General features: G+C 74.0%; 25 protein-coding genes. 16 read left to right on the forward strand and 9 right to left on the reverse strand.

Annotation, left to right across the window (positions count from 1 at the left end):
* Both JNW98_RS03240 and JNW98_RS03245 read left to right on the forward strand, forming a co-directional pair.
* A partial coding sequence (locus JNW98_RS03240; RefSeq protein ID WP_223766517.1) for a cytochrome c oxidase subunit I occupies positions 1-757 on the forward strand: 757 nt, incomplete at its 5' end.
* Between the two features lie 377 nt (positions 758-1,134).
* Complete coding sequence (locus JNW98_RS03245) at positions 1,135-2,961, forward strand: ABC transporter ATP-binding protein (protein WP_372459154.1); 1,827 nt, start codon at positions 1,135-1,137, stop codon at positions 2,959-2,961.
* 83 nt (positions 2,962-3,044) lie between these two features.
* On the opposite strand, the gene lepB is transcribed toward JNW98_RS03245, so the two are convergent.
* Positions 3,045-3,941: a signal peptidase I gene (gene lepB, locus JNW98_RS03250; protein ID WP_223766519.1), complete on the reverse strand. Its 897-nt coding sequence runs from the start codon at positions 3,939-3,941 to the stop codon at positions 3,045-3,047.
* A 353-nt stretch (positions 3,942-4,294) separates the two neighbouring features.
* Here lepB and JNW98_RS03255 point away from each other — a divergent pair, with 353 nt between their 5' ends.
* Complete coding sequence (locus tag JNW98_RS03255; protein WP_223766520.1) at positions 4,295-5,359, forward strand: methyltransferase; 1,065 nt, start codon at positions 4,295-4,297, stop codon at positions 5,357-5,359.
* Between the two features lie 55 nt (positions 5,360-5,414).
* On the opposite strand, the gene galE is transcribed toward JNW98_RS03255, so the two are convergent.
* Positions 5,415-6,425, reverse strand: coding sequence for a UDP-glucose 4-epimerase GalE (gene galE / locus JNW98_RS03260; RefSeq protein WP_223766521.1), 1,011 nt, complete (start codon positions 6,423-6,425; stop codon positions 5,415-5,417).
* Between the two features lie 182 nt (positions 6,426-6,607).
* Positions 6,608-7,174, reverse strand: a complete 567-nt coding sequence (locus JNW98_RS03265) for an NUDIX domain-containing protein (RefSeq protein ID WP_223766522.1) — start codon at positions 7,172-7,174, stop codon at positions 6,608-6,610.
* A 156-nt stretch (positions 7,175-7,330) separates the two neighbouring features.
* On the opposite strand from JNW98_RS03265, the gene JNW98_RS03270 reads away from it, so the two are divergent.
* From JNW98_RS03270 to JNW98_RS03285, 4 genes are all read left to right on the forward strand, one after another.
* Positions 7,331-7,840 (forward strand): DinB family protein, encoded by a 510-nt coding sequence (locus JNW98_RS03270; RefSeq protein ID WP_223766523.1) that lies wholly within the window; start codon positions 7,331-7,333, stop codon positions 7,838-7,840.
* A gap of 47 nt (positions 7,841-7,887) precedes the next feature.
* The gene (locus JNW98_RS03275; protein ID WP_223766524.1) at positions 7,888-8,337 is read left to right on the forward strand and encodes a 2-thiouracil desulfurase family protein; all 450 of its coding nucleotides are present in this window, start codon (positions 7,888-7,890) and stop codon (positions 8,335-8,337) included.
* 100 nt (positions 8,338-8,437) lie between these two features.
* Complete coding sequence (locus JNW98_RS03280) at positions 8,438-8,776, forward strand: DUF3140 domain-containing protein (protein WP_223766525.1); 339 nt, start codon at positions 8,438-8,440, stop codon at positions 8,774-8,776.
* A 114-nt stretch (positions 8,777-8,890) separates the two neighbouring features.
* Positions 8,891-9,088, forward strand: coding sequence for a CsbD family protein (locus JNW98_RS03285; protein WP_223766526.1), 198 nt, complete (start codon positions 8,891-8,893; stop codon positions 9,086-9,088).
* Positions 9,089-9,106: 18 nt separating this feature from the next.
* On the opposite strand, the gene JNW98_RS03290 is transcribed toward JNW98_RS03285, so the two are convergent.
* Positions 9,107-10,081, reverse strand: coding sequence for a quinone oxidoreductase family protein (locus JNW98_RS03290; RefSeq protein WP_223766527.1), 975 nt, complete (start codon positions 10,079-10,081; stop codon positions 9,107-9,109).
* Between the two features lie 190 nt (positions 10,082-10,271).
* Here JNW98_RS03290 and JNW98_RS03295 point away from each other — a divergent pair, with 190 nt between their 5' ends.
* Positions 10,272-10,841 (forward strand): flavodoxin family protein, encoded by a 570-nt coding sequence (locus JNW98_RS03295; protein ID WP_223766528.1) that lies wholly within the window; start codon positions 10,272-10,274, stop codon positions 10,839-10,841.
* Positions 10,842-10,925: 84 nt separating this feature from the next.
* Positions 10,926-11,393: a plasmid transfer protein KilB gene (gene kilB / locus JNW98_RS03300; protein ID WP_223766529.1), complete on the forward strand. Its 468-nt coding sequence runs from the start codon at positions 10,926-10,928 to the stop codon at positions 11,391-11,393.
* Between the two features lie 46 nt (positions 11,394-11,439).
* On the opposite strand, the gene JNW98_RS03305 is transcribed toward kilB, so the two are convergent.
* Both JNW98_RS03305 and JNW98_RS03310 read right to left on the reverse strand, forming a co-directional pair.
* Complete coding sequence (locus JNW98_RS03305) at positions 11,440-12,141, reverse strand: alpha/beta fold hydrolase (protein WP_223766530.1); 702 nt, start codon at positions 12,139-12,141, stop codon at positions 11,440-11,442.
* A 40-nt stretch (positions 12,142-12,181) separates the two neighbouring features.
* The gene (locus tag JNW98_RS03310) at positions 12,182-12,709 is read right to left on the reverse strand and encodes a hypothetical protein (protein WP_223766531.1); all 528 of its coding nucleotides are present in this window, start codon (positions 12,707-12,709) and stop codon (positions 12,182-12,184) included.
* Positions 12,710-12,778: 69 nt separating this feature from the next.
* Between JNW98_RS03310 and JNW98_RS03315 the strand changes: the two genes are divergently transcribed.
* The gene (locus JNW98_RS03315) at positions 12,779-13,273 is read left to right on the forward strand and encodes a hypothetical protein (RefSeq protein WP_223766532.1); all 495 of its coding nucleotides are present in this window, start codon (positions 12,779-12,781) and stop codon (positions 13,271-13,273) included.
* A 26-nt stretch (positions 13,274-13,299) separates the two neighbouring features.
* On the opposite strand, the gene JNW98_RS03320 is transcribed toward JNW98_RS03315, so the two are convergent.
* Together JNW98_RS03320 and JNW98_RS03325 are read right to left on the reverse strand one after the other, a co-directional pair.
* Positions 13,300-13,902, reverse strand: a complete 603-nt coding sequence (locus JNW98_RS03320) for a GTP-binding protein (protein ID WP_223766533.1) — start codon at positions 13,900-13,902, stop codon at positions 13,300-13,302.
* Between the two features lie 283 nt (positions 13,903-14,185).
* Positions 14,186-14,827 (reverse strand): DUF4232 domain-containing protein, encoded by a 642-nt coding sequence (locus JNW98_RS03325; protein WP_223766534.1) that lies wholly within the window; start codon positions 14,825-14,827, stop codon positions 14,186-14,188.
* 205 nt (positions 14,828-15,032) lie between these two features.
* Between JNW98_RS03325 and JNW98_RS03330 the strand changes: the two genes are divergently transcribed.
* Positions 15,033-15,692 (forward strand): TMEM175 family protein, encoded by a 660-nt coding sequence (locus tag JNW98_RS03330; RefSeq protein ID WP_223766535.1) that lies wholly within the window; start codon positions 15,033-15,035, stop codon positions 15,690-15,692.
* A gap of 27 nt (positions 15,693-15,719) precedes the next feature.
* On the opposite strand, the gene JNW98_RS03335 is transcribed toward JNW98_RS03330, so the two are convergent.
* On the reverse strand, positions 15,720-16,907 hold the full coding sequence (locus JNW98_RS03335) for a 4-hydroxybenzoate 3-monooxygenase (protein ID WP_223766536.1): 1,188 nt from the start codon (positions 16,905-16,907) through the stop codon (positions 15,720-15,722).
* 411 nt (positions 16,908-17,318) lie between these two features.
* Here JNW98_RS03335 and JNW98_RS03340 point away from each other — a divergent pair, with 411 nt between their 5' ends.
* From JNW98_RS03340 to JNW98_RS03360, 5 genes are all read left to right on the forward strand, one after another.
* Positions 17,319-17,855, forward strand: coding sequence for a hypothetical protein (locus tag JNW98_RS03340; RefSeq protein WP_223766537.1), 537 nt, complete (start codon positions 17,319-17,321; stop codon positions 17,853-17,855).
* 58 nt (positions 17,856-17,913) lie between these two features.
* Positions 17,914-19,008 (forward strand): GDP-mannose 4,6-dehydratase, encoded by a 1,095-nt coding sequence (gene gmd / locus JNW98_RS03345; RefSeq protein WP_223766538.1) that lies wholly within the window; start codon positions 17,914-17,916, stop codon positions 19,006-19,008.
* On the forward strand, positions 19,005-19,949 hold the full coding sequence (locus tag JNW98_RS03350) for an FkbM family methyltransferase (RefSeq protein WP_223766539.1): 945 nt from the start codon (positions 19,005-19,007) through the stop codon (positions 19,947-19,949). Before gmd ends, JNW98_RS03350 begins: the two co-directional genes overlap by 4 nt.
* Positions 19,937-21,676, forward strand: a complete 1,740-nt coding sequence (locus JNW98_RS03355) for an N-acyl-D-amino-acid deacylase family protein (protein ID WP_223766540.1) — start codon at positions 19,937-19,939, stop codon at positions 21,674-21,676. Before JNW98_RS03350 ends, JNW98_RS03355 begins: the two co-directional genes overlap by 13 nt.
* A gap of 177 nt (positions 21,677-21,853) precedes the next feature.
* Positions 21,854-22,978 (forward strand): aspartate aminotransferase family protein (locus tag JNW98_RS03360; RefSeq protein ID WP_223766541.1); only part of this gene is annotated, 1,125 nt, incomplete at its 3' end.

A 22,978-nucleotide genomic window follows, 5' to 3' on the forward strand; every position in this document is an offset into this window, starting at 1 on the left:
GACCGGTGGTGTCCTCCTCCCGTTCTTCTCCTTCATGACCTTCCTGATCGCGGTCCCGACGGGGGTGAAGTTCTTCAACTGGATCGGCACCATGTGGAAGGGCTCGCTGTCCTTCGAGACCCCGATGCTCTGGGCCACCGGCTTCCTGATGACCTTCGTCTTCGGCGGTCTGACGGGGGTCCTGCTGGCCGCACCGCCGCTCGACTTCCACGTCTCGGACTCGTACTTCGTCGTCGCGCACTTCCACTACACGCTCTTCGGCACGGTCGTGTACGCGATGTTCGCCGGATTCCACTTCTGGTGGCCGAAGTTCACCGGCAGGATGCTGGACGAGCGGCTCGGCAAGATCACCTTCTGGACGCTCACGGTGGGCTTCCACCTGACGTTCCTGGTCCAGCACTGGCTGGGCGCGGAGGGCATGCCGCGCCGGTACGCCGACTACCTGGCGGCCGACGGCTGGACGGCGCTCAACACGCTGTCCACCATCGGGTCCTTCCTCCTCGGGCTGTCGTTCCTGCCGTTCTTCTACAACGTCTGGAAGACCGCCAAGTACGGCGCGAAGGTCGAGGTGGACGACCCGTGGGGCTGGGGCCGTTCGCTGGAGTGGGCGACTTCCTGCCCGCCGCCGCGGCACAACTTCCCGTCCCTGCCGAAGATCCGCTCCGAGTCCCCGGCGCTCGACCTGCACCGGCCGGGCCTGGAGTCGGGTGACGCGCGGCCGGCGGCGGAGCGCGAGCCGGCGGTGACGGCGGGATGAGCGAAGAGTGACCACCCGGGGCCCGAGGACGCCGAGACGGCGCCCCCGGGCCCCTCCGCGTCGCGGACGCAATCACACCCTCACCCTTTCGTGTGAGTTAGTCCGGAGAACGACCGTCATCGTCAACGGTCCGCTCATCAAGGCGCATTGACGTACTTCGCGGCGCTTGCCCGCTTTCGGGCGCCGCCGTGTCCTTCCCCCGTTTGGCGCAGTTGGTCACGGGACCGCCGGAAACGGCACCCGAACGAGTGGAGGGAGCACCAATCGTGACGACCGACCCCGGGCTCAAACGGACGGCGGACCCGTCCCGGCCCCCGCGGGCGGCAGACGGGCCGTCCGGCCCGCCGTCCCGCCCGCCCCTGCCCGAACCGAAGGAAGTGCGATGCCGCGACGCCGGGCTCCGGGACGCGTTCGAGGACGCGTCCTTCTTCCAGCTGTGCTCCCGCATCCCGGCCCTGCTGGCCCAGATCGCCCGCATGGCCTGGGAGGTCGACCGCCGCGACGTCCTGGTCCTGGTCGGCTGTCAGCTGCTCTCCGGCACGGCGGCGGCCGTCGGCCTCGCGGCGACGGCGCGGGCCATGACGCCGGTGCTCGGCGGCGGGCTGGTGCCCGACCGCATCCGCGAGGCCCTCCCGGCCCTGATCGTCGTGGCGGTGGCCGCGGCCGTCGCCCGCGTCACGTACGGGGTGGCGTCCTGGTCCGTGAGCCGGCTCAAACCCCGGCTGATGACGGCCGCCGACGTCGCCCTGGTCGAGGCGGTGGTCTCGGTGGAGCTCGCCGCGCTCAACCGCGCCGACTTCGCCGACGAGCACGAGGCGGCCGAGACCGGTGCGGTCCGCTGCGACCGGATGCTGCACGACGCGCAGTCGTTCATGTCCGCGCTCATCCGGCTCCTCGCCGCCTTCGGCGTGCTGACCGTCCTGCACCCGCTGATGCTGCCGGTGCTGGTGCTGGCCGTGGTGCCGTCCGGGGCCGGCGCGGTCACCGAGGCGAAGATCGAGCACCGTACCCACTACTCCAACGTCTCCCGGCGCAACGTCAAGGGGATGATGCGCTGGTACGTCACCACACCGCGGCTGGCGGACGAGGTCCGGGCCAACAGCATGCGGGAATACCTGATGTTCTGGTACCGGACGGTCTCCGACCGCATCGACGCGCGCATCGTCGCGGCGGCGGGCCTCGGCCTGCGCGTCAACGTCCTCGCGGCGGTCGCCGGCGGCGCCTGCCTGACGCTGGCCTGGACCACGCTGCTGTGGCTGACGGTCACCGGCCGGGTGTCGTTCGCCGTCTCCGCCACGGCCGTCGTCGCCGTACGCGCCGCCCTGGGCAACCTCACCAACGTCGTGCACTACTGCACCAGCCTCTTCCACTCCACCCTCTACCTCGGCGACTGGAAGCGGTTCGTCGACCGCACCCGGGCGCTCGCCCCGAACCGCGGCCGGGAGGCGGCCCCCGCCCACCCGGAGACGATCCGCTTCGAGAAGGTCACGTACGCCTACCCCAACAGGACCCGGCCCGCCGTCGACGGCCTGGACCTGACGCTGCGCCGCGGCGAACTCGTCGCGGTGGTCGGCGAGAACGGCTCCGGGAAGTCCACCCTGATGCGGCTGGTGACCGGGCTGTTCACCGCCGACAAGGGGACGGTCTGCTGGGACGGGGTGGACCTCGCGACCGCCGACCCGGACACGGTCTGGACGCGGACCGGCCTCGTCCCGCAGTTCTTCGCCTACTGGCCGCTCACCGCCCGCGAGAACATCACCCTGGGCCAGCCCCTCACCTGGGACGACGAGCGGGTGTGGGAGACCGTGGACCTGGTCGGACTGCGTCCGACCGTCGAGGAGTTCCCCGAAGGGCTCGACATGCTGCTCGCCCGCGAACTGTGGGGCGGCGTCAACCTCTCGGGCGGCCAGTGGCAGCGCATCGCCTGCGCCCGGGCCCTCTACCGCAGGCCGCCGGTGCTCATCCTGGACGAGCCGACCAGCGAACTCGACGCCCGCGGCGAGCACCTGATCTTCCAGGCGCTCAAGGACATGGCCAAGGACCGCATCACCATCGTCGTCACCCACCGCCTGGACAACACCCGGATCGCCGACCGGATCGTGGTGATGGAGCACGGCCGGATCACCGAACAGGGAACGTTCGACCGGCTGGTGACGGCCGGCGGCCTCTTCCAGGAGCTGTACGCGCTCTCGCAGGACCGCTGAGACGCGCGGAGGGCGCCCGGCCGCGGACCGAAGAGGCCCGGCGGCCGGGCGCCCTCCGGCGTCCGCCCTGTATCCGCTGCGCGCTACCCGCGCCGCTCCGCGCGCCGCACCGACACCCGCCGGCGCAGCAGCACCAGCGGTACGGCGCCGACGAAGGCGAAGGCGGTGGGGGCCGCGGCGGCCGCCTTGCCGATGCCCTTCTGGTCGAAGGTGTCGGGCACGGGCAGGGTGGACCAGCGGTCGATCGGCCAGGCCACGACGATCGCGCGGCCGACGACGTTGCCGACGGGCACGAAGCCGTTGCCCGGCTCGTCCTGGTGGTAGCGGGAGTCGGCGGAGTTCTGCCGGTGGTCGCCCATCACCCAGAGCCGGTCCTTGGGCACGGTGACCTTGAACTGGCCCTCGGGAGCCTGACTGCAGGGGGTGTTGCCCGGGAAGACGTACGGCTCCTCCAGCGCCTTGCCGTTGACCTTCAGCGGGCCGGTCCCCTTGCACTCCACGGTGTCGCCCTCGACCCCGATGACCCGCTTGATCAGGTCCTTCTCGTTGGCCGACGGCATCAGCCCGATGAAGCTGAGCGCCTTCTGCACCACGTTGGGCTCCGGCGTCGGCTCGTCCTTCAGCCAGGTGCCGGGGTCGTGGAAGACGATGACCTCGCCGCGCTCGGGCTCCGACCCGAACCAGGGGGTCAGCTTGTCGACGAGCACCCGGTCACCCCGCTGGAGGGTGTCCTGCATGGAGTCCGAGGGGATGGAGAACGCCTGCACCAGGAACGTCTTGATCAGCAGCGCCAGCACCAGGGCGACCACGACGAGGAGGGGCAGCTCCTTCCAGAACGGCCGCTGCTGTCCGGCCTTCTTCTTCGCCTTCCCCGTCTTCCCGGCCTCATCGGCCGTCCCGGCCGTCCCGTCGGCCGCCCCCACGGGCTCCTCCTCCGGCCCGCCCTGCCCCGAACGCGCGCCCACCGCCACGTCCCCCACATCCACTCCTCACTTCGACCACCGCCCGCTCCGTCCGCGGCTCGGGCCCCGGCGTTCCCGTCGAGCGGGAGATTCCGGCGGGGTCAGCCTATGCGAAGCGGGGGTACGGGCGTTCCGGGCGGCGGCCGTGCGCGGTGTGACGGGGCGTCGGCGGCGCGGCGGGTTCGTCCGTACGGGTCGCCGGCGTCCCCGTCCCGCGGCCCGATTGCCCTCCCACCGGCCATTGCCGCGGGCGATCACCGCGGCTTAGGGTTGCCTCGCCTCCGCCTCGCGGACCACGCGCACACCGTTCACCCCGTCGTCGCGGTCTCCCCGGGCAGCCGCCGACGGCGGCCTGCCGAAGGGAGCCAGGGATGGCAACGGAACAGGACCGGACGAACGACGGCCGCACCGGCCCCCCGCCGCAGGCGGTGCTCATGCCCCTGCTGTGGGGCCATCCGGTCGCGCACCTGCTGCGCACGATGCTGCGGCTGGGCGTGGCGGACCGGTTCGGCGACGGAGAGGCCACCGCCGAGGAGATGGCCGCCCACTGCGGGACCCTGCCCGAGCCCACCCGGCGGATGCTCCGCGCACTGGTCCCCCTCGGTCTGGTCGCCGAGGTACGGCCGGACGCCTTCCGGCTCACCCCGGCCGGCGCGCTGCTGCGCGCGGACCATCCGGAGAGCATGGCCGCCACGATCCGCGTCTTCACCACCCCGGCCATGGTCCGCGCCTGGGAGCACCTGGAGGACGGGTTGCGGACCGACGGTCCCGTCTTCGACGCACTCCTCGGACACGACTACTTCACCCACATACGGAAGGACCCCGAGCTGTCGGCCGCCTTCAACACGGCCATGAGCCAGACCACCCGGGCGACGGCCGAGGTCCTGCCCGGCCACTACGCCTTCGGGCGCTTCGGCACCCTCGTCGACGTGGGCGGGGGCGACGGCACCCTGCTGGCGGCCGTCCTCGCCGCGCACCCCGGGCTCCGCGGGATCCTCTACGACTCGGCGGCGGGGCTCGCGGAGGCGGCGCCCCGGCTGGAGCGGGCGGGGGTGGCCGACCGGTGTGCGCTGGAGACCGGCGACTTCTTCGTCTCCGCCCCGGCGGGCGGCGACGCCTACCTGCTCAAGAGCGTGCTGCACGACTGGACGGACGAGCGGTGCGGCGTCATCCTCGACGGGATCCGCCGGGTCGTACCGGACGACGGGCGGCTGCTGATCGTCGAGCCGGTGCTGCCGGCGCCGGGGTCCGCCCCGGCCGGCGGGGACCCCGGCCCGTACCTGAGCGACCTCACCATGATGCTCGCCCTCGGCGGCAGGGAGCGCACGGCCGAGGACTTCGCGGCGCTGTGCGCCGCCTCGGGGTTCCGGCTGACGTCCGTGACCACGCTGCCGGCGCCGAGCACCTTCTCGCTGGTGGAGGCCGTACCGGTGTGACGGCGGCCGTCCGCCGGAGGCGCTTGCCCGGGGCGGACGGAGGGCGGAGTACGCGTCAGACCGCGGGGACGGCCCGTTCTCCGTCCCCGCGCCGGGCGTGCGGGTGGCGCAGGCACCAGCCCTCCCAGGCGGAGGCGACCATGTCGCGGACGGTGTGCCGGGCGCGCCAGTCCAGTTCCCGTTCGATGGGCGAGGAGTCGGCGACGACGCGCGCCGGGTCGCCTGGCCGCCGGGCGGTGACGACGGGGGTGGTGTCGTGGCCGGTCACCTCGCCGATGACGGCGATCAGCTCGCGTACCGAAAGGCCCTCGCCGCGGCCGACGTTGTAGGTGCGGGCCACGCCCTGCCGGGCGCGCAGGAAGCGGGTGGCGGCGAGGTGGGCGGAGGCGATGTCGGCGACGTGGATGTAGTCGCGGACGCAGGTGCCGTCCGGGGTCGGGTAGTCGTCGCCGAACACCAGCGGGGCCTGGCCGGCGGTGAGATTCTCGAAGACCATGGGCACGAGGTTGAGCACCCGTTCGTCGGCCATCCGCGGCTCGGCGGCGCCGGCCACGTTGAAGTACCGCAGGTTGACGAAGTCCACCCCGTGGGCGCGGTGGGCCGCGGCGGCCAGCCACTCGCCGATCAGCTTGGTCTGGCCGTAGGGGCTGATCGGGGCGCAGGGGGTGGCCTCGGTGACCAGGTCGTCGTCGACCATGCCGTAGACGGAGGCGCTGGAGGAGTACACCAGCTTGCGCACCCCGGCGTCGTCCATGGCCGCGAGGAGCGTCCGGAAGCCCTCGACGTTCTGGCGGTAGTGCAGCAGCGGCAGTTCGACGGACTCGCCGACCTGCGTCCGGGCGACGAGGTTGACCACGCCCTCCACCGGGTACCGGCGGAAGACGCCGGCCAGCGCGTCCGCGTCCAGCACACTGGCCTCGACGAGCGGGACCCCGTCCGGGACGGCGTCCCGGCTCCCGGTCGAGAGGTCGTCCACCACGACGACCCGCTCGCCGGCCTCCCGCATGGCCCTGACGACGTGTCCGCCGATGAATCCGGCACCGCCCGCGACGAGCCAGTACGACATGTCCCACTCCCTTTCGATGCGCGGCCGTTGCGCGGCCTGGGACGATCATCGCCGACCCGCCGGCCGCGGCACGCCGGCGGGTCGGGCGGGGCGGTGGCCGGCATCCGGCGGCGCGCAAGCGGTGGTTCGCGGTACGACGGACGTCCGTCGGCGGCCGGTCCGCCGGCAGGACGAGACGAAACTCACCCCGCCCCGGCCGACAACAGCCGTGCCGCCATGAGCAGCGCGACCACCGTGCCCGCCTCCGTGACGGCGCCCGTCCCGGCGACGCGGACCGCCTCGTCCAGTGGCATCCAGCACACGCGCATGCCGGCCTCGGTCGGGTCCCGCCGGACGGTGCCGGGGCGCAGGGCGGTGCCCAGGTACAGGTGGGTGACGGCCGAGGTCCGGGACGGCAGCGGATGGAAGACGCCCAGCGGCCGGAGCGCGCCGGGCCGCCATCCCGTCTCCTCCTCGCACTCGCGCGCGGCCGCGGCCTCGGGGTCCTCCCCCGCCGCGACGCCCCCGCCCGGCACGTGCAGCAGCCTCCGCCCGACCGGCGCGAAGGCGTCCTCGACCAGGGCCACCCATCCCACGTCGTCGACGGCGACGACCCGCGCGCCGTCCGCGATCGTCAGGCGCTCGTACGTCCCCTCGGCACCGTCCGGCTGGACGACGCGGTCACGGTGCAGCGTCACGTGCGCCCCGCGATACAGCACCTCGCTCCCGAGCCGCTCCCAGGTCCGGCATTCCGCGTGGTTGACACCCATTCCCCGACGTTCCCCCGGCCCGAGTGGCGATGATCTGGCGCCCTGAGAACGAGAGGGCCGCCCGGCGGTTCCGGGACGGCGGGGGCCGGGCCTTGCGCGGTCCGCCGTGCCGGGATAGACCTGCCCCACACCAATATCGAACTGGAGTGCGCCAACATGACCCCCGACGAGCGCGTCCCCCCTCCCACCACCGGCGACGAGCGGGAGACGCTGCGGGCCTACCTGGACTACCACCGCGCGACCCTGGCCCGGAAGTGCGCGGGGCTCACCGACGACGAGCTGCGCCGCCGCTCGATGCCGCCGTCGGCGCTGTCGCTGCTCGGCCTGGTCCGCCACCTCGCCGAGGTGGAACGCGCCTGGTTCCGCCGGGTGTTCGAGGACAACGGCCTGCCGCTGGTCTGGTCGGACCGGACCGACTTCCAGGCGGCGTACGACGCGTCCGCCTCGACCCGCGCCGAGGCCTTCACCGCCTGGGAGGCGGAGGTCGCACACTCCCGCCGTGTCGAGGGCGCGGCGGCGTCCCTCGACACGACGGGCCTCCAGCCCCGCTGGGAACAGCGGGTGTCCCTGCGCATGGCGTTGGTCCACGTCCTCCTGGAGTACGCCCGCCACAACGGCCACGCGGACCTCTTGCGCGAGGGTATCGACGGCGAGGTGGGGGCCTGAAACCTCCCTCGGGCGAGCGCCGTTCGGCGTCCCGCTAGCCTGACCGTATGGAAGCGATCCTGGTCAGCGCGTGTCTACGAGGGGTGCCCTGCCGGTTCGACGGGCGGGACAAGGCGTCGGCGGAGGTCGGGGAGGCGGTGGCCGGGCGGCGGGTGGTGGCGTTCTGCCCGGAGGTGGCGGGCGGGCTCCCGACGCCGCGGCGGCCGGCGGAGCTGGTGGGCGGCGACGGGCACGACGTGCTCGACGGGACGGCGCGCGTCGTCGAGGACACCGGGCGGGACGTGACGGAGGAGTTCACGGCCGGGGCGCGGCGCGCGCTCGCGGCGGCGCGCCGGGGAGGGTGCTCGGAGGCGCTGCTGATGCCGCGCAGCCCGTCGTGCGGGCGGGGTGCCGTGTACGACGGCTCGTTCGGCGGCGCGCTGGTGCCGGGGGACGGTGTCACGGCGGCGCTCCTGGAGCGGAACGGGATCACCGTGCGGCCCGCGCCGGGGGTGTGAGCCGGCCGTCACCTCTCGAATCTCCTACGGGCCGTTTACCGGCCCGGCGAGCGGCAACGCGTGCCCCGACGGCATTTTCCGGCCATGAGGAGGCAGCACCGTGGCAGCGTCCGGCACCGTGGACACCGAGCTGTGGGACGAGTTCCACACGGCGGTGAACATGACATCGCGCGAGCTCCAGGACTGGCTGAACGTCCAGGCGGCGGGCGAACGGGCCGAGGAGGTGCCCGACCGCGCCGGGCCGCCCACCGGGCGGCGGGTCCTGGACATCCTGGCCAAGCGCCGCACCGACCTCACCGAGGAGGACGCCCGCGTCATGCGGCGCGTCTGTGACGTCGTCCGCTCCCGGCGGAGCCCGGACCGGGAACCGGAGGCCGGCGGGACGCGGTGGCGCCACGGGCTGATGAGCATCGGCCACGACCCGCTGAAGCCGTCCTGAGCCGGCGCGAAAGGCCACGGCGTGCACGCCGCGCCGGGGCGTCCGACACTGGAAGCCGGGGGCGGGCGCCGTCCGTCCCCACCCTCTGCAAGCGAAGCGAAGGGCAGCGCCGACATGAGCGCCAAGGACAGGACGAAGGCCAAGGCCGACCAGACGAAGGGCCGCCTCAAGGAGACCCTGGGCCGGATGACCGGCGACCGGCGGACGCAGTCCGAGGGCCGCCTCCAGAAGGCCAAGGGCGAGCTCCACGACGCCGTCGCGAAGGCCCGGCACGCGGCGGAGCGGAAGCAGCACCAGCACAAGGGCAGGTGACGGCGGCCCGCCGGGCGCTCAGCCGGCCACCCTCAGGAGCAGCTTGCCGGTGGTCGCGCGCGTCTCGACGAGACGGTGCGCCTCCGCCGCCTCCGCGAGGGGGAACTCCGCCGTGACGGGCAGGTGGACGACGCCCTCGGCGACCGCCCGGAACGCCCGCGCCGCGATCTCCCGCAGCGCGTCCGGCGCCGTGGCGGCGAGGGTGAGGATCGAGAACCCCGCGACCGAGACCGCGCCGGGGAACAGCTCCGGCTGCCCGAGCCGCCACGGCTCCGCCGCGCTCGCGTTGCCGTAGGAGACGAGGCGGCCGAAGGGGGCGAGCGCCTCCAGGCTGCGCCGGAACGTCTCGCCGCCGACCGGGTCCAGCGCGAGGTCCACGCCCCGCCCGCCCGTGGCGGCGCGGACCCCGTCGGCGAACTCCCCGACGAACACCTCGTCGTACCCGTGCCGGAGCGCGTACTCCGCCTTCGCCTCCCGCGACACCACGCCGTACACCCGCCCGGCGCCCGCGGCCCTGGCCAACTGGCCCACCACCGTGCCGACTCCGCCCGCCGCGCCCTGCACCAGCACGGTCTCGCCCACGCGCAGCCGGCCCGCCTCGTGGAGGAGCGCGTGCGCGGTCGGCAGGACGGTGGGGAGGGTGGCGGCGGTGCGCAGGTCGAGGCCGTCCGGCAGGGCGAAGACGGTGGCGGCGTCGACGACGACGGCCTCCGCGTAGGCACCGCCCGGGGTGAGAGCCGCGACCGCCTGGCCGGCCTCCAGCCCCGTCACGCCGTCGCCGACGGCGCGGATCCAGCCGGACACTTCAAGCCCCGGCACGAAGGGGAGCGACGGCACCCGGTAGCCCTCGCTCCGCGCCTTGATGTCGGCGAAGTTCACGCCGGCGTACGCGACATCGATGGCGACCTGCCCCGGCCCGGGGCGCGGGGCCGGCGCCCGCGTCACCGCCAGGACCTCCGGGCCGCCGAACTCCTGGAACCGGACAACGCGCATGACAGCCACCCTTCGACGAGTGTTCAACGATGATCGAACACTCGGGAGTGTATGCCTGTCATCGAACACTCCGCAACCGCCCGCCACGCGCGCGGAATGGAACCGCGGACCACGACGTTGCAGACGCACCGAGGGCCGCGACGATCACGGCCGCCGGCACGTCGCCGGCACACCCAGGGGGCACATCACCATGGACCACACCGACCGGCGCTTCCTCTTCCTGCTCGGCAGCTCCCGCACCGGCGGGAACACCGAAGCGCTCGCCCGGCACGCCGCCGACCAACTGCCGCCGCAGGTGGGCCGGCGATGGCTGCGGCTCGCCGACGTGCCGCTGCCCGCGTTCGACGACCTGCGCCACGTCGACGGGCGCACCCGGGACGTCCCCGCGGGCAACGAGAAGCTGCTGCTGGACGCCACGTTCGAGGCGACGGACCTCGTGATCGCCTCGCCGCTGTACTGGTACAGCGTGTCCGCGTCCACCAAGCTCTACCTGGACCACTGGGGCGGCTGGCTCAACACCCGGGAGCTGCGCTTCCGGGAGCGGATGCGGGACAAGACGATGTGGGCCGTCACCACCACCAGCCATGACACCGACGCGTTCGCCGACCCGCTGCTGGGCACCCTGCGGCTGTCCGCCGAGTACCTGGGCATGCGCTGGGGCGGTTCGCTCGTCGGGCACGGCAACCGGCCGGGCGACATCCGGCGCGACACCGCCGCCCTGACGTCCGCCAAGACGTTCTTCGCGGCCGCGGGGCACTGACGGCGGGCCGTCGGCGGTGACCGGAATGGTCACGGTGCGGCGGCCCCATGGCCACGCCGGTCCCACGCGTGATCAGCTGTCCCGGTGGAAGCCCTATGGACAACTGCCGTCGCGGTGGCGGGAACGCTGCTCGGCTCCCTGATGACGTACGTCCTCCAGCGCCGGGTGGCGGTGCGCGGCGAGGCGTTCGCGCGGTCGGAAGCGCTGCGGCGGGAGCGCATGACGACGTACAGCACGTTCGCCGAGGCGGTGGAGGACTACCGCCACGGCCAGGCGGAGCGCTGGTACAGCGGGCAGGAGGACCCGGGCGGCGAGGCGTACATCGCCGCCCGGGACGAGGCCCACCGGCGCCGCACGGCGGCCCGGCAGGCGCTCTACCGGGTCCGGCTGCTCACCGACGACCCACGGGTGAACGCCGCGGCCGAGCGCGCCTACGCGTGCACGTGGGAGATCTCGAACGCCCGGGACCAGAGCGGGCGGGACGCCCGGGACGCCGAGGCGCGGCGGGCGATAGAGGAGTTCGTGACCCGTGCCGCGCCGCTGGTCCGCTGAGGCCGCCACGGGTCAGAAGAGACCGGCGGCGCGGCACGAGCCCGCGTCACGCCGCCTCGGCCACGTCGAGTAGGACCGCCGCCAGCTCGCGCGGCCGGGAGAACATCGGCCAGTGGCCGGTGTCGAGGTCGGCCCGCCGCCAGCGCTCGCCGGTGAGCAACTCGGCTGCCCGGTCGCTCGGTTCGGCGCCGGCGAGGAGGCAGACGACGTACGTCCCCGGGAGCTCGGCGAGGGGCCGGGGCAGGACGGCGGGTTCGGACAGCGTGGTGCCGGGGTGGGGTGTCGAGCCGTCGACGATCCGGGCGATCTGCTCGTCGGTGAGCCCGTGGCCCGCGTAGTGGGAGGGTGGCGCGACCGGCCGGTGGCCGTCGTGCTCGGCGATCTCCTTCAGCACCGCCGCGCCGCCGTCCGGCCAGGCCGAGACGAACGGCACGCCGTCGGCCGGGACTTCGGCGTCGACGAAGACCACGCGGCGCAGCCGGTCGCCGATCCGCCCGGCGGCCTGGCCGACCGGGATCCCGGCGTAGCTGTGTCCCACGAGGACGACGTCGCGCAGGTCCCGGCGCTCGATCTCGTCGACGATGTCCCGGACGTGGGTCTGCTGCCCCGCCGGCATCCCCCGCTTCTCGGCCAGGCCGGACAGCGTCAGCGGACGGGCGTCGTGCCCGGCCGCGCGGAGGTGCGGCACCACGTCGTCCCACGCCCAGGCGCCGAGTTGGGCGCCCGCCACCAGTACGAAGTTCACCATGACCGCACGGTAGGCGAGGGAGCCGGGAGCCGCGCGCGAATTACCGTGCGCGCGGCTCCCTCAACTCCCCGGCGGGACGCAGCTCGAACGACTCGGGGTCCACCAGCGGCCGCACGCGGTCGGCCACCGGGTCGTAGCCGAGCACGGGGTTCGCGTAGTTCCCTCCGGTGCTCATGGTGACCGGCTTGCCCAGCCGGCGGCCGATGGTACGGAGGACGCCGCACAGGGTGTCCACGCCCGACTGCCCCTGGAGTTCCCGGAGGTCGACGTCGAAGTCGATCTCGTCGGCGGTCATCGGCCGGAAGATGAAGGTGACGTGCGGCACCGGGCGTACGTGCAGTTCGGCCGTGTCCGCGTCCGACGGGCGCGACAGCACGGCCGCGGCGGACGGCAGCGGTGCCGGGGCGCCGCCCACCCGGAACTCCCCGTCCCAGCCGCCCGGCCGGACCAGGTCGAACACCGCCTGCCAGTCCTCGGCCGAGGTGCCGGGCACGGTCAGGTCGGGGAGTGCGCCCATCAGGTCGGGGTCGAAGAGGTTCCTGACGTCGTTCCACAGCAGTTCGGGCACCCAGCCATGGTGCCCGCACCGCCCGCACCCGCGCAGCCGGATTCCCGTCGCCGACCGTAGGGTGAGGGGATGGGCAACGTCTTCCACGCCGGTGACGACCACGGCCTGTTCCTGTCCAACGGGGGCACGGCGGTCTTCGTCGACGTGCTCACGCTCGCCGTGTCCGCACTGGCGGAACGGCCGTGGGACTACCGGTTCGCCGCCCTGCTGGCCCGGCAGGACCAGTCGGTCATGGGGCGGGGCGCCGTCGGCTTCGACCTGGCGGAGCTCGACTGGGGGCGGACCGACGGGGAGCGGGTGGCGGCGAAGGACTTCGTCCTGCGGGTCGTCGACTTGGCGCTGCGGCGGTACCGCTGGGACGAGTTGGACTACTTTCCGCCGTTCGCGGAGAAGTACCTGCGCCGGTTCCGGGAGCTGGTCGAGGCGTTCGACCCGGCCGCGGCCCGGGCCGACGCGGACTCTTTCCCCGGTCCGGACGAGGCGGCGACGGCCTCGTGCGTACGGCACCGGGTGCTGAGCTCGCTGCCGCTGCTGGAGGGGTGCGTCTTCTGCTTCGCGGGCTGACGGCGGCGGGGGCGCGCCGCGTCGTCTCACGCCTGCATGCGCGCGTCCAGGGTCTCCATCAGCTCGATGACGGACGCCTCCCAGAACAGGTCGCCGGCCAGCGCCTGGAGGGCGGAGCCGCGGACGATGGGCACCCGGTCGTCGTCGAGCCCCTGCTCGCGCAGGAGCGCGCGGACCCCGTCCTCGGCCGTCCCGGCCTCCTCGGGGTCGGCGAGCGCGTCGCACTTGTTGAGGAAGACCGCGAACCGGCGCACCCCCGCCCCGCGGGCGAGGCGCAGGTGCTCCCGGGCCTGCGGGGGCACGGCGCCGAGCGCCGACACCACCAGCACGACCCCGTCGAGCGGCGCCTGGCCGAGGAGGTCGCCGACGTGGCGGGCCGAGGTGTCGAAGTGGGTGTAGTGGCACGTGGGGGTGGCGTACGCGCTGTGGGTGGTGTGCGGGGCGAGCGCGGCCCGGGTGCTGCCCGCGGCCTGCACGATCCGCTCGACGGCGCCGGCGTCCTGCCGGTACGCCTTCGCCGCGGCCTTGCCCGCCGCGACGGCCAGCGTGGTCTTGCCATGCCCCCGGTGCCCGATCGTCCCGATGGTGCGGTGCTTCCTGCGCGGCGGTCGTCCGCGATCTCCGGCCATGAGCCTGCTCCTTCCTCCCGGCTTGCTCCCGGCTCCGCGGGGCCCGTCCTGCGGCGCCCGTACCGCGCGGGTGCCCGACGCCGCCTCCGCGATGCGACCGTGGGGCGGGGCGCGGGGAGCACGGGAGGCTCACGGCGGAGCGGTCCGCCGGACGGCGCACTCCGGACAGAGATCAACAGGCGTCAATAGGAAGGTAGTTGACGAAAGCGAACGTCCGCCGGCGGGGGCACCGGCCGTCAGCGCGGAGGTTCGACGCCCGAACACCTCTCCACCTCAGGGCCCTTCAACCCGCCGGCTTCCACGCGCCGACCGCCAGCTTGCCCGTGCTGCCGAGATCCACTCCGCCCTCCGGTTCGACCGTCTGCGCGCGGACACCAGGGGCGGGAGTCACCTCCAGTCGTCGGCCGAGCAGCGGAGGACGACGGGTGTCGTCGTACGTGTTCCGCCACAGGACCACGGCCACCGCCGCCGCGCCGGGGCGCAGGGTCACCGGGCGGGCCGGGGTGTTCGGCACGCCCGAGCGGGCGACGGCCGTGGCGTCGTCGTGCACGGCGACGTCCAGCGCCTCCCCCTTCTCCCCCAGAACGCGCAGTCCGGGGTGGCCTTCGACGGTGCGGGGCGCGGTGCCGCAGTTGTCGAGCCGTACGGCCATGCTGCGCAGCCCCATGGCGCCGTCGACGGGCCCGACCGTGACGCGCAGGCCCTCGCGCGGGCAGGGCGCGGCGGTGGCGCTCGGCGTCGCCCCGCCGTGCGGAACTTCCAAGGGAGCGGGGGCCGTCGGGCGGGGTCCCGCCGCCGTTCCCGGCCGGCCTCCGGGCTCCTCGCGGACGGCGGGCGCGGGGGCGGGCCGCGCGCACGCGGCTGGCGCGACCGTACCGACGATCAGCAGCGCGGCCAGGGTGGGGGTACGCGGCATCCGGTGCATCGGCCGATCTTCTCACAGGGGCGCACGTGGTCCCTTGTCAGCTTATTGCCGTGTATTCCGGTTGTTCTCCCGGTGGGCCGGGTAGGGCGAGACGGTGCCTGCCCGGCCGGGGGGGCGACCGGCCCGACCCGGCCCTCGGCCCGTCGGGCCCGTTCCAGGGCCCGCCCCCGAGCCACGTCGAAGATCCCGACGACAGGGAGTCCTCATGAGCACCGACGCACGGCCCGAAGCCGGGCTCACCCCCGAGCGACCCGAGGCCGGGCTCACCCCCGAGCGGCTGGCCTTCTTCACCGATGCGATCTTCGCGATCGCGATGACGCTGCTGGCGGTGGATCTGGAGCACCCGGACGACGAACAGCTCGGGTCCGGGCGGGCGCTGTGGGACTTCCTCGTCGACCAACGGGGCTCCTACGTGGCGTTCGCGCTGGCGTTCGGGCTCCTCTGGTCGGTGTGGCGGCGCCACCACCAGCTGATGGACCGCGTCCGCCGGCTGTCCGGGGCGTTCGCGTTCTGGCACGCGCCGTTCCTGCTGCTGGTCGCGTTCCTGCCGTTCCCGACGGCGGTCGCCGGCGCCTCGATCGGCAACCCGACGGCGCAGACCCTGTTCGCCGGCACGATGGCGGCCATGGTCTGCTGCGAGGCGGTCCTGAAGGAGATCTCCGTCGCCGCCGGCCTGCTCACCGACGACCCCGCCGCCACCCGCCACGACGCCGGAGCCTCCTGGTCCGTCGGCGTGTGGTTCGCCCTCAGCGCCGGCCTCGCCTGGCTGCTCCCCCACGCCTACGTGATGTGGTTCCTCGCCCCCGCCGCCGCGGCCTGCGGCGCGCTCCTCCTGACGCGCCTCCGCTCACGGACGGACCGTTGAGGTGACCGCGCGCGGAGGCCCCGGTCATCATCGCAGCAGCCCGGTGTACCCCTCCGCGAGGTGGGCCGACGCGGCCTCCGAGCCGACCAGGACGGAGAGTTCGGCGAGCTGGCGGCGCTCGTCGAAGGGGCTGGCGTCGGGGAGGCGGTGCAGCAGCGTCGTCATCCGGTAGGAGAAGTGCTGGGCCCGCCAGGCGCGGCGCAGGGCGCGGGGGCCGTAGGCGTCGAGGTGCCCGAAATCGCGCGTGGCGAGGGCGCGTTCGACCGTCTCGGCGAGGAGGCGGGCGTCGGAGAGGGCGAGGTTGAGGCCCTTGGCGCCGGTGGGCGGGACGGTGTGCGCGGCGTCGCCGGCGAGCAGCATGTTGCCGTGGCGCGGGGGTTCGCAGACGAAGCTGCGGAACCGCAGGACCGAGCGGTCGAGCACCGGGCCCTCGGCGAGGGCGAATCCGTCGGCGCCGCGGACCCGCGCCTGGAGCTCCGCCCAGATCCTGTCGTCGCCCCAGGCTGCCGGGTCCTCGTCGGGGTCGCACTGGAAGTACAGGCGCTGGACGGACTCCGTGCGCCGGCTGACGAGCGCGAAGCCGCGCGCGGAGTGGGTGTAGACGAGTTCGTCGGCGCTGGGCGGGGCCTGGACGAGGACGCCGAACCAGGCGAAGGGGTACGTGCGGGAGAAGTGCGTGCGCGCCGCCTCCGGGACGGCGGCCCGGCACACTCCCCGGGAGCCGTCCGCGCCGACGAGGACGGCGCAGCGCACCTCCCGTGCCACGCCTTCGGCGTCGGTGAACAGGATGCCGGGGCGGTCCGTGGCCAGGTCGGTGACGCGGGTGCCGGTCACGCCGTAGCGGACGTCCCCGCCGTCGCGTTCGCGCGCCGCGGCGAGGTCGGCGAACACGTCGGTCTGCGGGTAGAGCCAGACGTTCTCCCCGACCAGGGCGTGGAAGTCGACGCGGTGGCTCTCGCCGCCGAAGCGCAGGGTGATGCCGGCGTGCGGCCGGCCCTCGCGGCGCACCCGGTCGGAGACGCCGGTGTCGGTCAGCAGCCGGGCGCTGCCGGCCTCCAGGATGCCGGCCCGCTGGGTGCCGGCGATCTCGGCCCGGGTGCGGTGGTCGACCACCACCGAGTCGATCCCGGCGCGCGCCAGCAGGTGGGACGTCATGAGGCCGGCCGGGCCCGCGCCGACGATGCCGACGGTGGTCCGGGAGAGGGTTCCGGGCATGGCGCTTCCTTTCCGGTCGGGGACTCGGGCGAATTCCGCGAACGGGGGGATCGGATTCACGGTCCGCGACCACCGTCGTTAATCAGCACAACAGACAAGAAGACCGCACGCGATATTCGCTCACCACCCCCTCGCCGACCGTCCGCGCGCCCCCATGAGACCACACGAACTCCCGCCCCCGGCAAGCCGAATCACCTATCCCGGAAGCCGGAAGAGCCCCCGGAGCGAATTCATGCCCTCGTCGCCCCGGGGGCGTGCGACCGCACAAGTTTCCGCGATGGAGCGCCGCTTGACCCGTCACTTCCCGGGCTCATAGCCTGCTTTGGCGGCTGATTGTCCGAAGATGCAATTCTTCGGCGGGTACGGCGCACTCTACGGTCTTTTATATGTATTTCATGAAGCGGTGGTGACATGACGGGACGGCTCGGGGAATTCTCCTCGGCCCCACCGCAGACGAGGATGCTCGTGTGCGCGGACGGCTCCACGACCGTGCTGCTCGACGCCCTCATCGGCGAGCGGCTGCGCGTACGGGTCGACCACCAGCGGCAGGTGCGCGCCGGCCGGGTCCGGCACATCGGGTGCCACGTCCTGGGCGCCGCGCCCGACGCCCTGGTGGTCGACCGGCGGTCCCGGATCCTCACCCCGGCCCTCGACGTCATCAGCGTCAACCGCGTCGTGATCGCGGCCCGGCAGAACGGCCGGCTGGTGCCCCCCGACGACGAGTTACTGGGCCCCTACCTCAAGGCCCTGGGGCTGGCGCTGACCAGGGAGCCGATCGCCGTGTCCCGCGGCGTCTGGCCGCTGGGCGGCGCGGAGCCCGCGTGCGTGAGCAAGGAGTACGTCATCGAGTGCGGCGGCGCCGGGCGGGTGTACGTCCACGAGCGGTTCAACCCCCGGTACGTGCCCCTGGAGCACGTGCCCTCCGAGAAGGACGGTGCACCGACATGACGGATCCGGTGGCCGGGCGCGAGACGCCGCCCGGCCGGCAGGCCCCCGGGGGCGCGCCGTGAAACGGGCACTGATCACCGGCATCACCGGGCAGGACGGCTCCTACCTCGCCGAGCTCCTGCTGGACAAGGGCTACGAGGTCCACGGCATCGTCCGCCGCAGCTCGACCTTCAACACCCGCCGCCTGGACCACATCTACCGCGACCCGCACGACGTCGGCCGGCGGCTGATCCTGCACTACGGCGACGTGCGCGACGCGAGCCGCCTGGTGACGCTGCTCGGCCGGATCCGGCCGGACGAGGTCTACCACCTGGCCGCCCAGTCGCACGTCCGGGTCAGCTTCGACGAGCCGGAGAACACCGGCGACATCACCGGGATGGGCACGACGCGGCTGCTGGAGGCCGTCCTCATGACCTCCCGGGACCAGGGCCGGGACATCCGGTACTACCAGGCGTCGTCGTCGGAGATGTTCGGCGCCGCGCCGCCGCCACAGGACGAGCTGACCGCCTTCCGCCCGCGCAGCCCGTACGCCGCCGCCAAGCTCTACGGCTACTGGATGACCCGCAACTACCGCGAGGCGTATGGGCTGTTCTCCGTCAACGGCATCCTCTTCAACCACGAGTCACCCCGGCGCGGCGAGACGTTCGTGACCCGCAAGATCGCCCGGGCGGCGGCCCGCGTCAAGGCCGGCCTGGACAAGCACCTCTACCTCGGCAACCTCGACGCCGTCCGCGACTGGGGGTACGCCCCGGAGTACGTCGAGGGCATGTGGCGGATGCTCCAGCTCGACCGGCCGGACGACTACGTGCTGGCCACCGGGATCGGCTCCACCGTACGGGAGTTCGCCGGGCACTGCTTCTCCCACGTCGGCCTCGACTGGCGCCGCCACGTGCGCTACGACGAGGCGTACCTGCGCCCGACGGAGGTCGACGCGCTGGTCGGCGACGCGGGCAAGGCGCGCCGGGCGTTCGGCTGGACCGCGCGGACGCCCGTGGACCGGCTCGCGCAGATCATGGTGGACGCCGAGCTGGCCCGGCTGGCCGCGGACGGCCGCGAGCCCCGGACGCCGATACCCGTGACCGAGCCCCCGGACCACCACGAACGGCACGAACATCCCGCATTCACAGAGGACTTGGAGCGCCCGGACCCATGACCACAACCGACCGGACCGCCTGGCGGGCCGCCCTCGACCGGCGGGCACGCACGGCCGGGCTCCGCGGGTTCGCGCAACGTCTGCGCCACCCGGTCCGGACGTCGTACCCGAGCACCCGCGCCCTGCGCCGACGGCGGCACCGCGGCGAGGGCCGGCTCTCGACCACGCGCACCTTCTGGGGCCAGGAGATGACGATCGCGCTCCCCGAGGAGGTGTCGGTCGCCCTCCACCGCCGCGGCTTCGTCGACTACGACCTCACGGCCTTCCTCCTGTCCCATCTGCGCCCCGGCGCGACGGTGTTCGACGTCGGCGCGCACATCGGCTACTACACCGTGCTGGCCGCCGCGCTGACCGGCCGCGGCGGGACGGTCCTGGCCTTCGAGCCCACGCCGTCCACGCTCACCGTCCTGCGGCGGAACGCGGGCCGCTTCCCGCAGGCCCGGGTGGTGCCGGCGGCGGTCTGGTCGCGCCGGGACGAGCTGGTGCTCCACGACCACGGCCTCGGCTACAGCGCCTACAACTCGGCGTTCGAGGCCCGGCTGCCGGACGTCGTCCGGGCCCGGATCCCGTCCGAGCCGTTCACGGCCGCGACGGTCGTCCTGGACGACTACGTGCGCGCCGAGGGCGTCGTCCCGGACTTCGTGAAGATCGACGCGGAGAGCGCGGAGGCGCACGTCCTGGCCGGGATGCGCGAGCTGCTGGCCGGGCCACGGCCCGTCGTCTCGCTGGAGGTGGGCGACCTCGACGTGGCGGGCGCGCCGCCCAGCCGCACGCTGGTCGACACCCTGACGGCCGCCGGCTACGCGCCGTGGGAGCTGCGCGACGGCACCCCGGTGCCGCACCGGCCGCGGGACCACTACGCGTACCAGAACCTGCTCTTCGCCCCCGCGGGCCACCGGCTCGCACCGCACCAGGAGGCCGGACCCCGATGCACGACCTGATCATTCGCGACGGCACGCTGTACGACGGCTCCGGCATCCCCGCCCGCCGCGGCGACGTCGCCGTCGACGGCGGAGTGATCACCCGCGTCGGGCGGGTGCCGGACCGCGGCCGGACGGAGCTCGACGCCGGCGGGCGGATCGTCACCCCCGGGTTCGTCGACATCCACACCCACTTCGACGGGCAGGTCAGCTGGGACCCGCTGCTCACGCCCAGTTGCTGGCACGGCGTCACCTCGGTGGTGATGGGCAACTGCGGGGTCGGATTCGCGCCCGCCCGGCCGGACCGGCACGACTGGCTCATCGGCCTGATGGAGGGCGTCGAGGACATCCCCGGCGCCTCGCTGTCCGAGGGCATCACCTGGGAGTGGGAGTCCTTCCCCGAGTACCTGGACGCGGTGGAGCGCGTCCCGCGCGTGCTGGACGTCGCCGCGCAGGTGCCGCACGGCGCGCTGCGGGCGTACGTGATGGGCGACCGCGGCGCCGCGAACGAGCCGCCGACCGAGGACGACCTGCGGCGGATGTGCGCGCTCGCCCGCGAGGGGATCGACGCCGGCGCCCTCGGCTTCTCCACCTCCCGCACCCTCACCCACCTGGCCATCACCGGCGACCCGGTGCCCGGCACCTTCGCCGCCGAGGACGAGCTGTTCGCCCTGGGCGGGGTGCTCGGGGAGGCCGGAACCGGCGTGTTCCAGCTGGTGCCGCTCGGCGCGGGCGGCGAGAAGGTCGACGACCCGCTCGGCGAGATCACCTGGATGCGGCGGCTGTCGGCGGCGGTCGGCCGCCCGGTGACGTTCGGTCTCTTCCAGAACGACAACGACCCGGACGGCTGGCGGGAGCTGCTCCAGGTCGCCGAGGACGCGGTGGCGGCCGGCGCGGACCTCCATCCGCAGGTGGCGGGGCGCCCGTTCAGCGTCGTCATCAGCCTGGACTCCACCCACCCGTTCCACAAACGCCCGTCCTACAAGCGGATCGCCCATCTCCCCGCGCCCGAGCGCCGGGCGGCGATGCGCGACGAGGCGCTGCGCGAGCGGATCCTCGGCGAGCTCCCCGAGCACGCCGACCCCCGCTCGGCGCTGTTCCCCCGCGGTTACGAGCGGCACTTCCCGATGGACGCGACCGGGCCGGACTACGAGCCCGCGGCCGACCGGTCGTTCGACGCCCTCGCCCGCCGCACCGGCCGGGACCCCGAGGCACTGATCTACGACTTCCTCGCCTCCGAGGAGACCAGCGGCATGATCTTCCGGCCGCTGCTGGGCTACGCCGAGTACACGCTCGACCCGATCCGCGAGATGCTGCTCCACCCGCAGGCCGTCCTGGGCCTGAGCGACGCCGGCGCGCACTGCCGGCTCATCTGCGACGCCAGCACCCCGACGTCGATGCTGACCCACTGGGCGCGCGACCGGAGCCGGGGAGCGCGGCTGCCGCTGGAGTTCGTCGTCCGGAAGCAGACGTGGGAGCCGGCCCGGCTGTACGGGCTGCGCGACCGCGGGCTGCTGCGGCCCGGCTACCGGGCGGACGTCAACGTCATCGACTTCGACCGGCTGGCGCTGCGCTCGCCGGAGTTCGTCCACGACCTTCCGGCGGGCGGCGGGCGGCTGATCCAGAAGGCGGACGGGTACGCGGCGACGATCGTCGCGGGCGAGATCACGTTCCGCGACGGGGAGCCGACCGGGGCGCTGCCCGGGCGGCTGGTCCGCGGGGCCCGGTGCGGGCCGGGCGGGCGGTGAGCGCGGGGGCGGCGGGGCCGCCGGTGAGCGGGGGGGGCCGCCCGTGAGCGCGGCCGGGCCGGCGGACGGGCCGTACGGACGCGGTCAACGGACGCGGCAGGCACCAGGAACGGACCAGGCGACACGACGAGCGGGCCGGACGGACAGCGGACGTCCGGCCGTGGAGGGGACCACGCCGTGACCGAACCGACCGACCCGACCGACCCGACCGAATCGACGGGCCGAACGGGCCCGACAGGCCGAACCGGCCGGACCGCCCCCGCCGGGGCGCTCCCGCTCGACAACTCGATGAAGCTGCTGGCCCGCGGCCGGCTCGTGGACGCGACGCTGTCCGAGAAGGACTACGTCATCGAACGCGACCGGCTCGTCGACGGCGCCTACCCCGTCTACGGCGAACGCGCCCGGGGCGCCCGCGTCTGGGACGCCGACGGCAACGAGTACCTCGACTACATCCTCGCCTACGGCACGATCATCCTCGGCCACGCCGACCCGGCGGTGACCGAGGCCGCCCTCCGGGAGATCGAGGAGGGCTTCTCGATCACGCTCCGCAAGCGGACGCACATCGAGCTCGCCGAGCGGCTGGTCCAGGTGATCCCGGGCGCCGAGCGGGTGTTCCTGCTCAAGACCGGCTCCGACGCGACCAGCGCGGCCGTGCGCCTGTCCCGCGCGTTCACCGGCCGGGACCGGGTCGTGCGCTGGGGTTACAACGGGTGGCACGACTGGGCGGCGCAGCGGCCGGGCGGCATCCCGGACACCGTACGGACGCAGGTGGACACCTTTCGGTACAACGACCTGGACAGCCTGCGGGAGGTCTTCCGGCGCCACCGCGGCGAGGTGGCCTGCCTGCTGCTGATGCCGTTCGAACTCGACGCGCCCGAGCCCGGTTTCCTCCAGGGGGCCGTCGACCTCGCGCACGAGCACGGCGCGCTGGCGGTCTTCGACGAGATGCGGTCCGGGTTCCGGGTGGCCCTGGGCGGGGCGCAGGAGCTGTACGGCGTCCGGGCCGACCTGGCGACGTTCAGCAAGGCGATGGCGAACGGCTGGGCAGTGTCGGCGCTGACCGGCCGGGCCGACGTGATGGCGATGGTGGGCCGGACCCACATCTCGTCCACCTTCTACTCCAACACCGTGGCGATGGCCGCCGCGCTGGCGACGATGGACCGGCTGGCGGACGGGACGCTGCTGGCGCGGGTCCGTACGCTCGGGACGCGGTTGCAGGAGGGGCTGGCCGGGCTGGCGCGGCGGCACGGGGTGCCGGCGCGGGTGCGCGGGGTGCCGCAGATGCCGTTCCTGACCTTCGAG

The sequence above is a fragment of the Streptomyces huiliensis genome, from assembly GCF_020037025.1.
Classification (GTDB): domain Bacteria; phylum Actinomycetota; class Actinomycetes; order Streptomycetales; family Streptomycetaceae; genus Streptomyces; species Streptomyces huiliensis.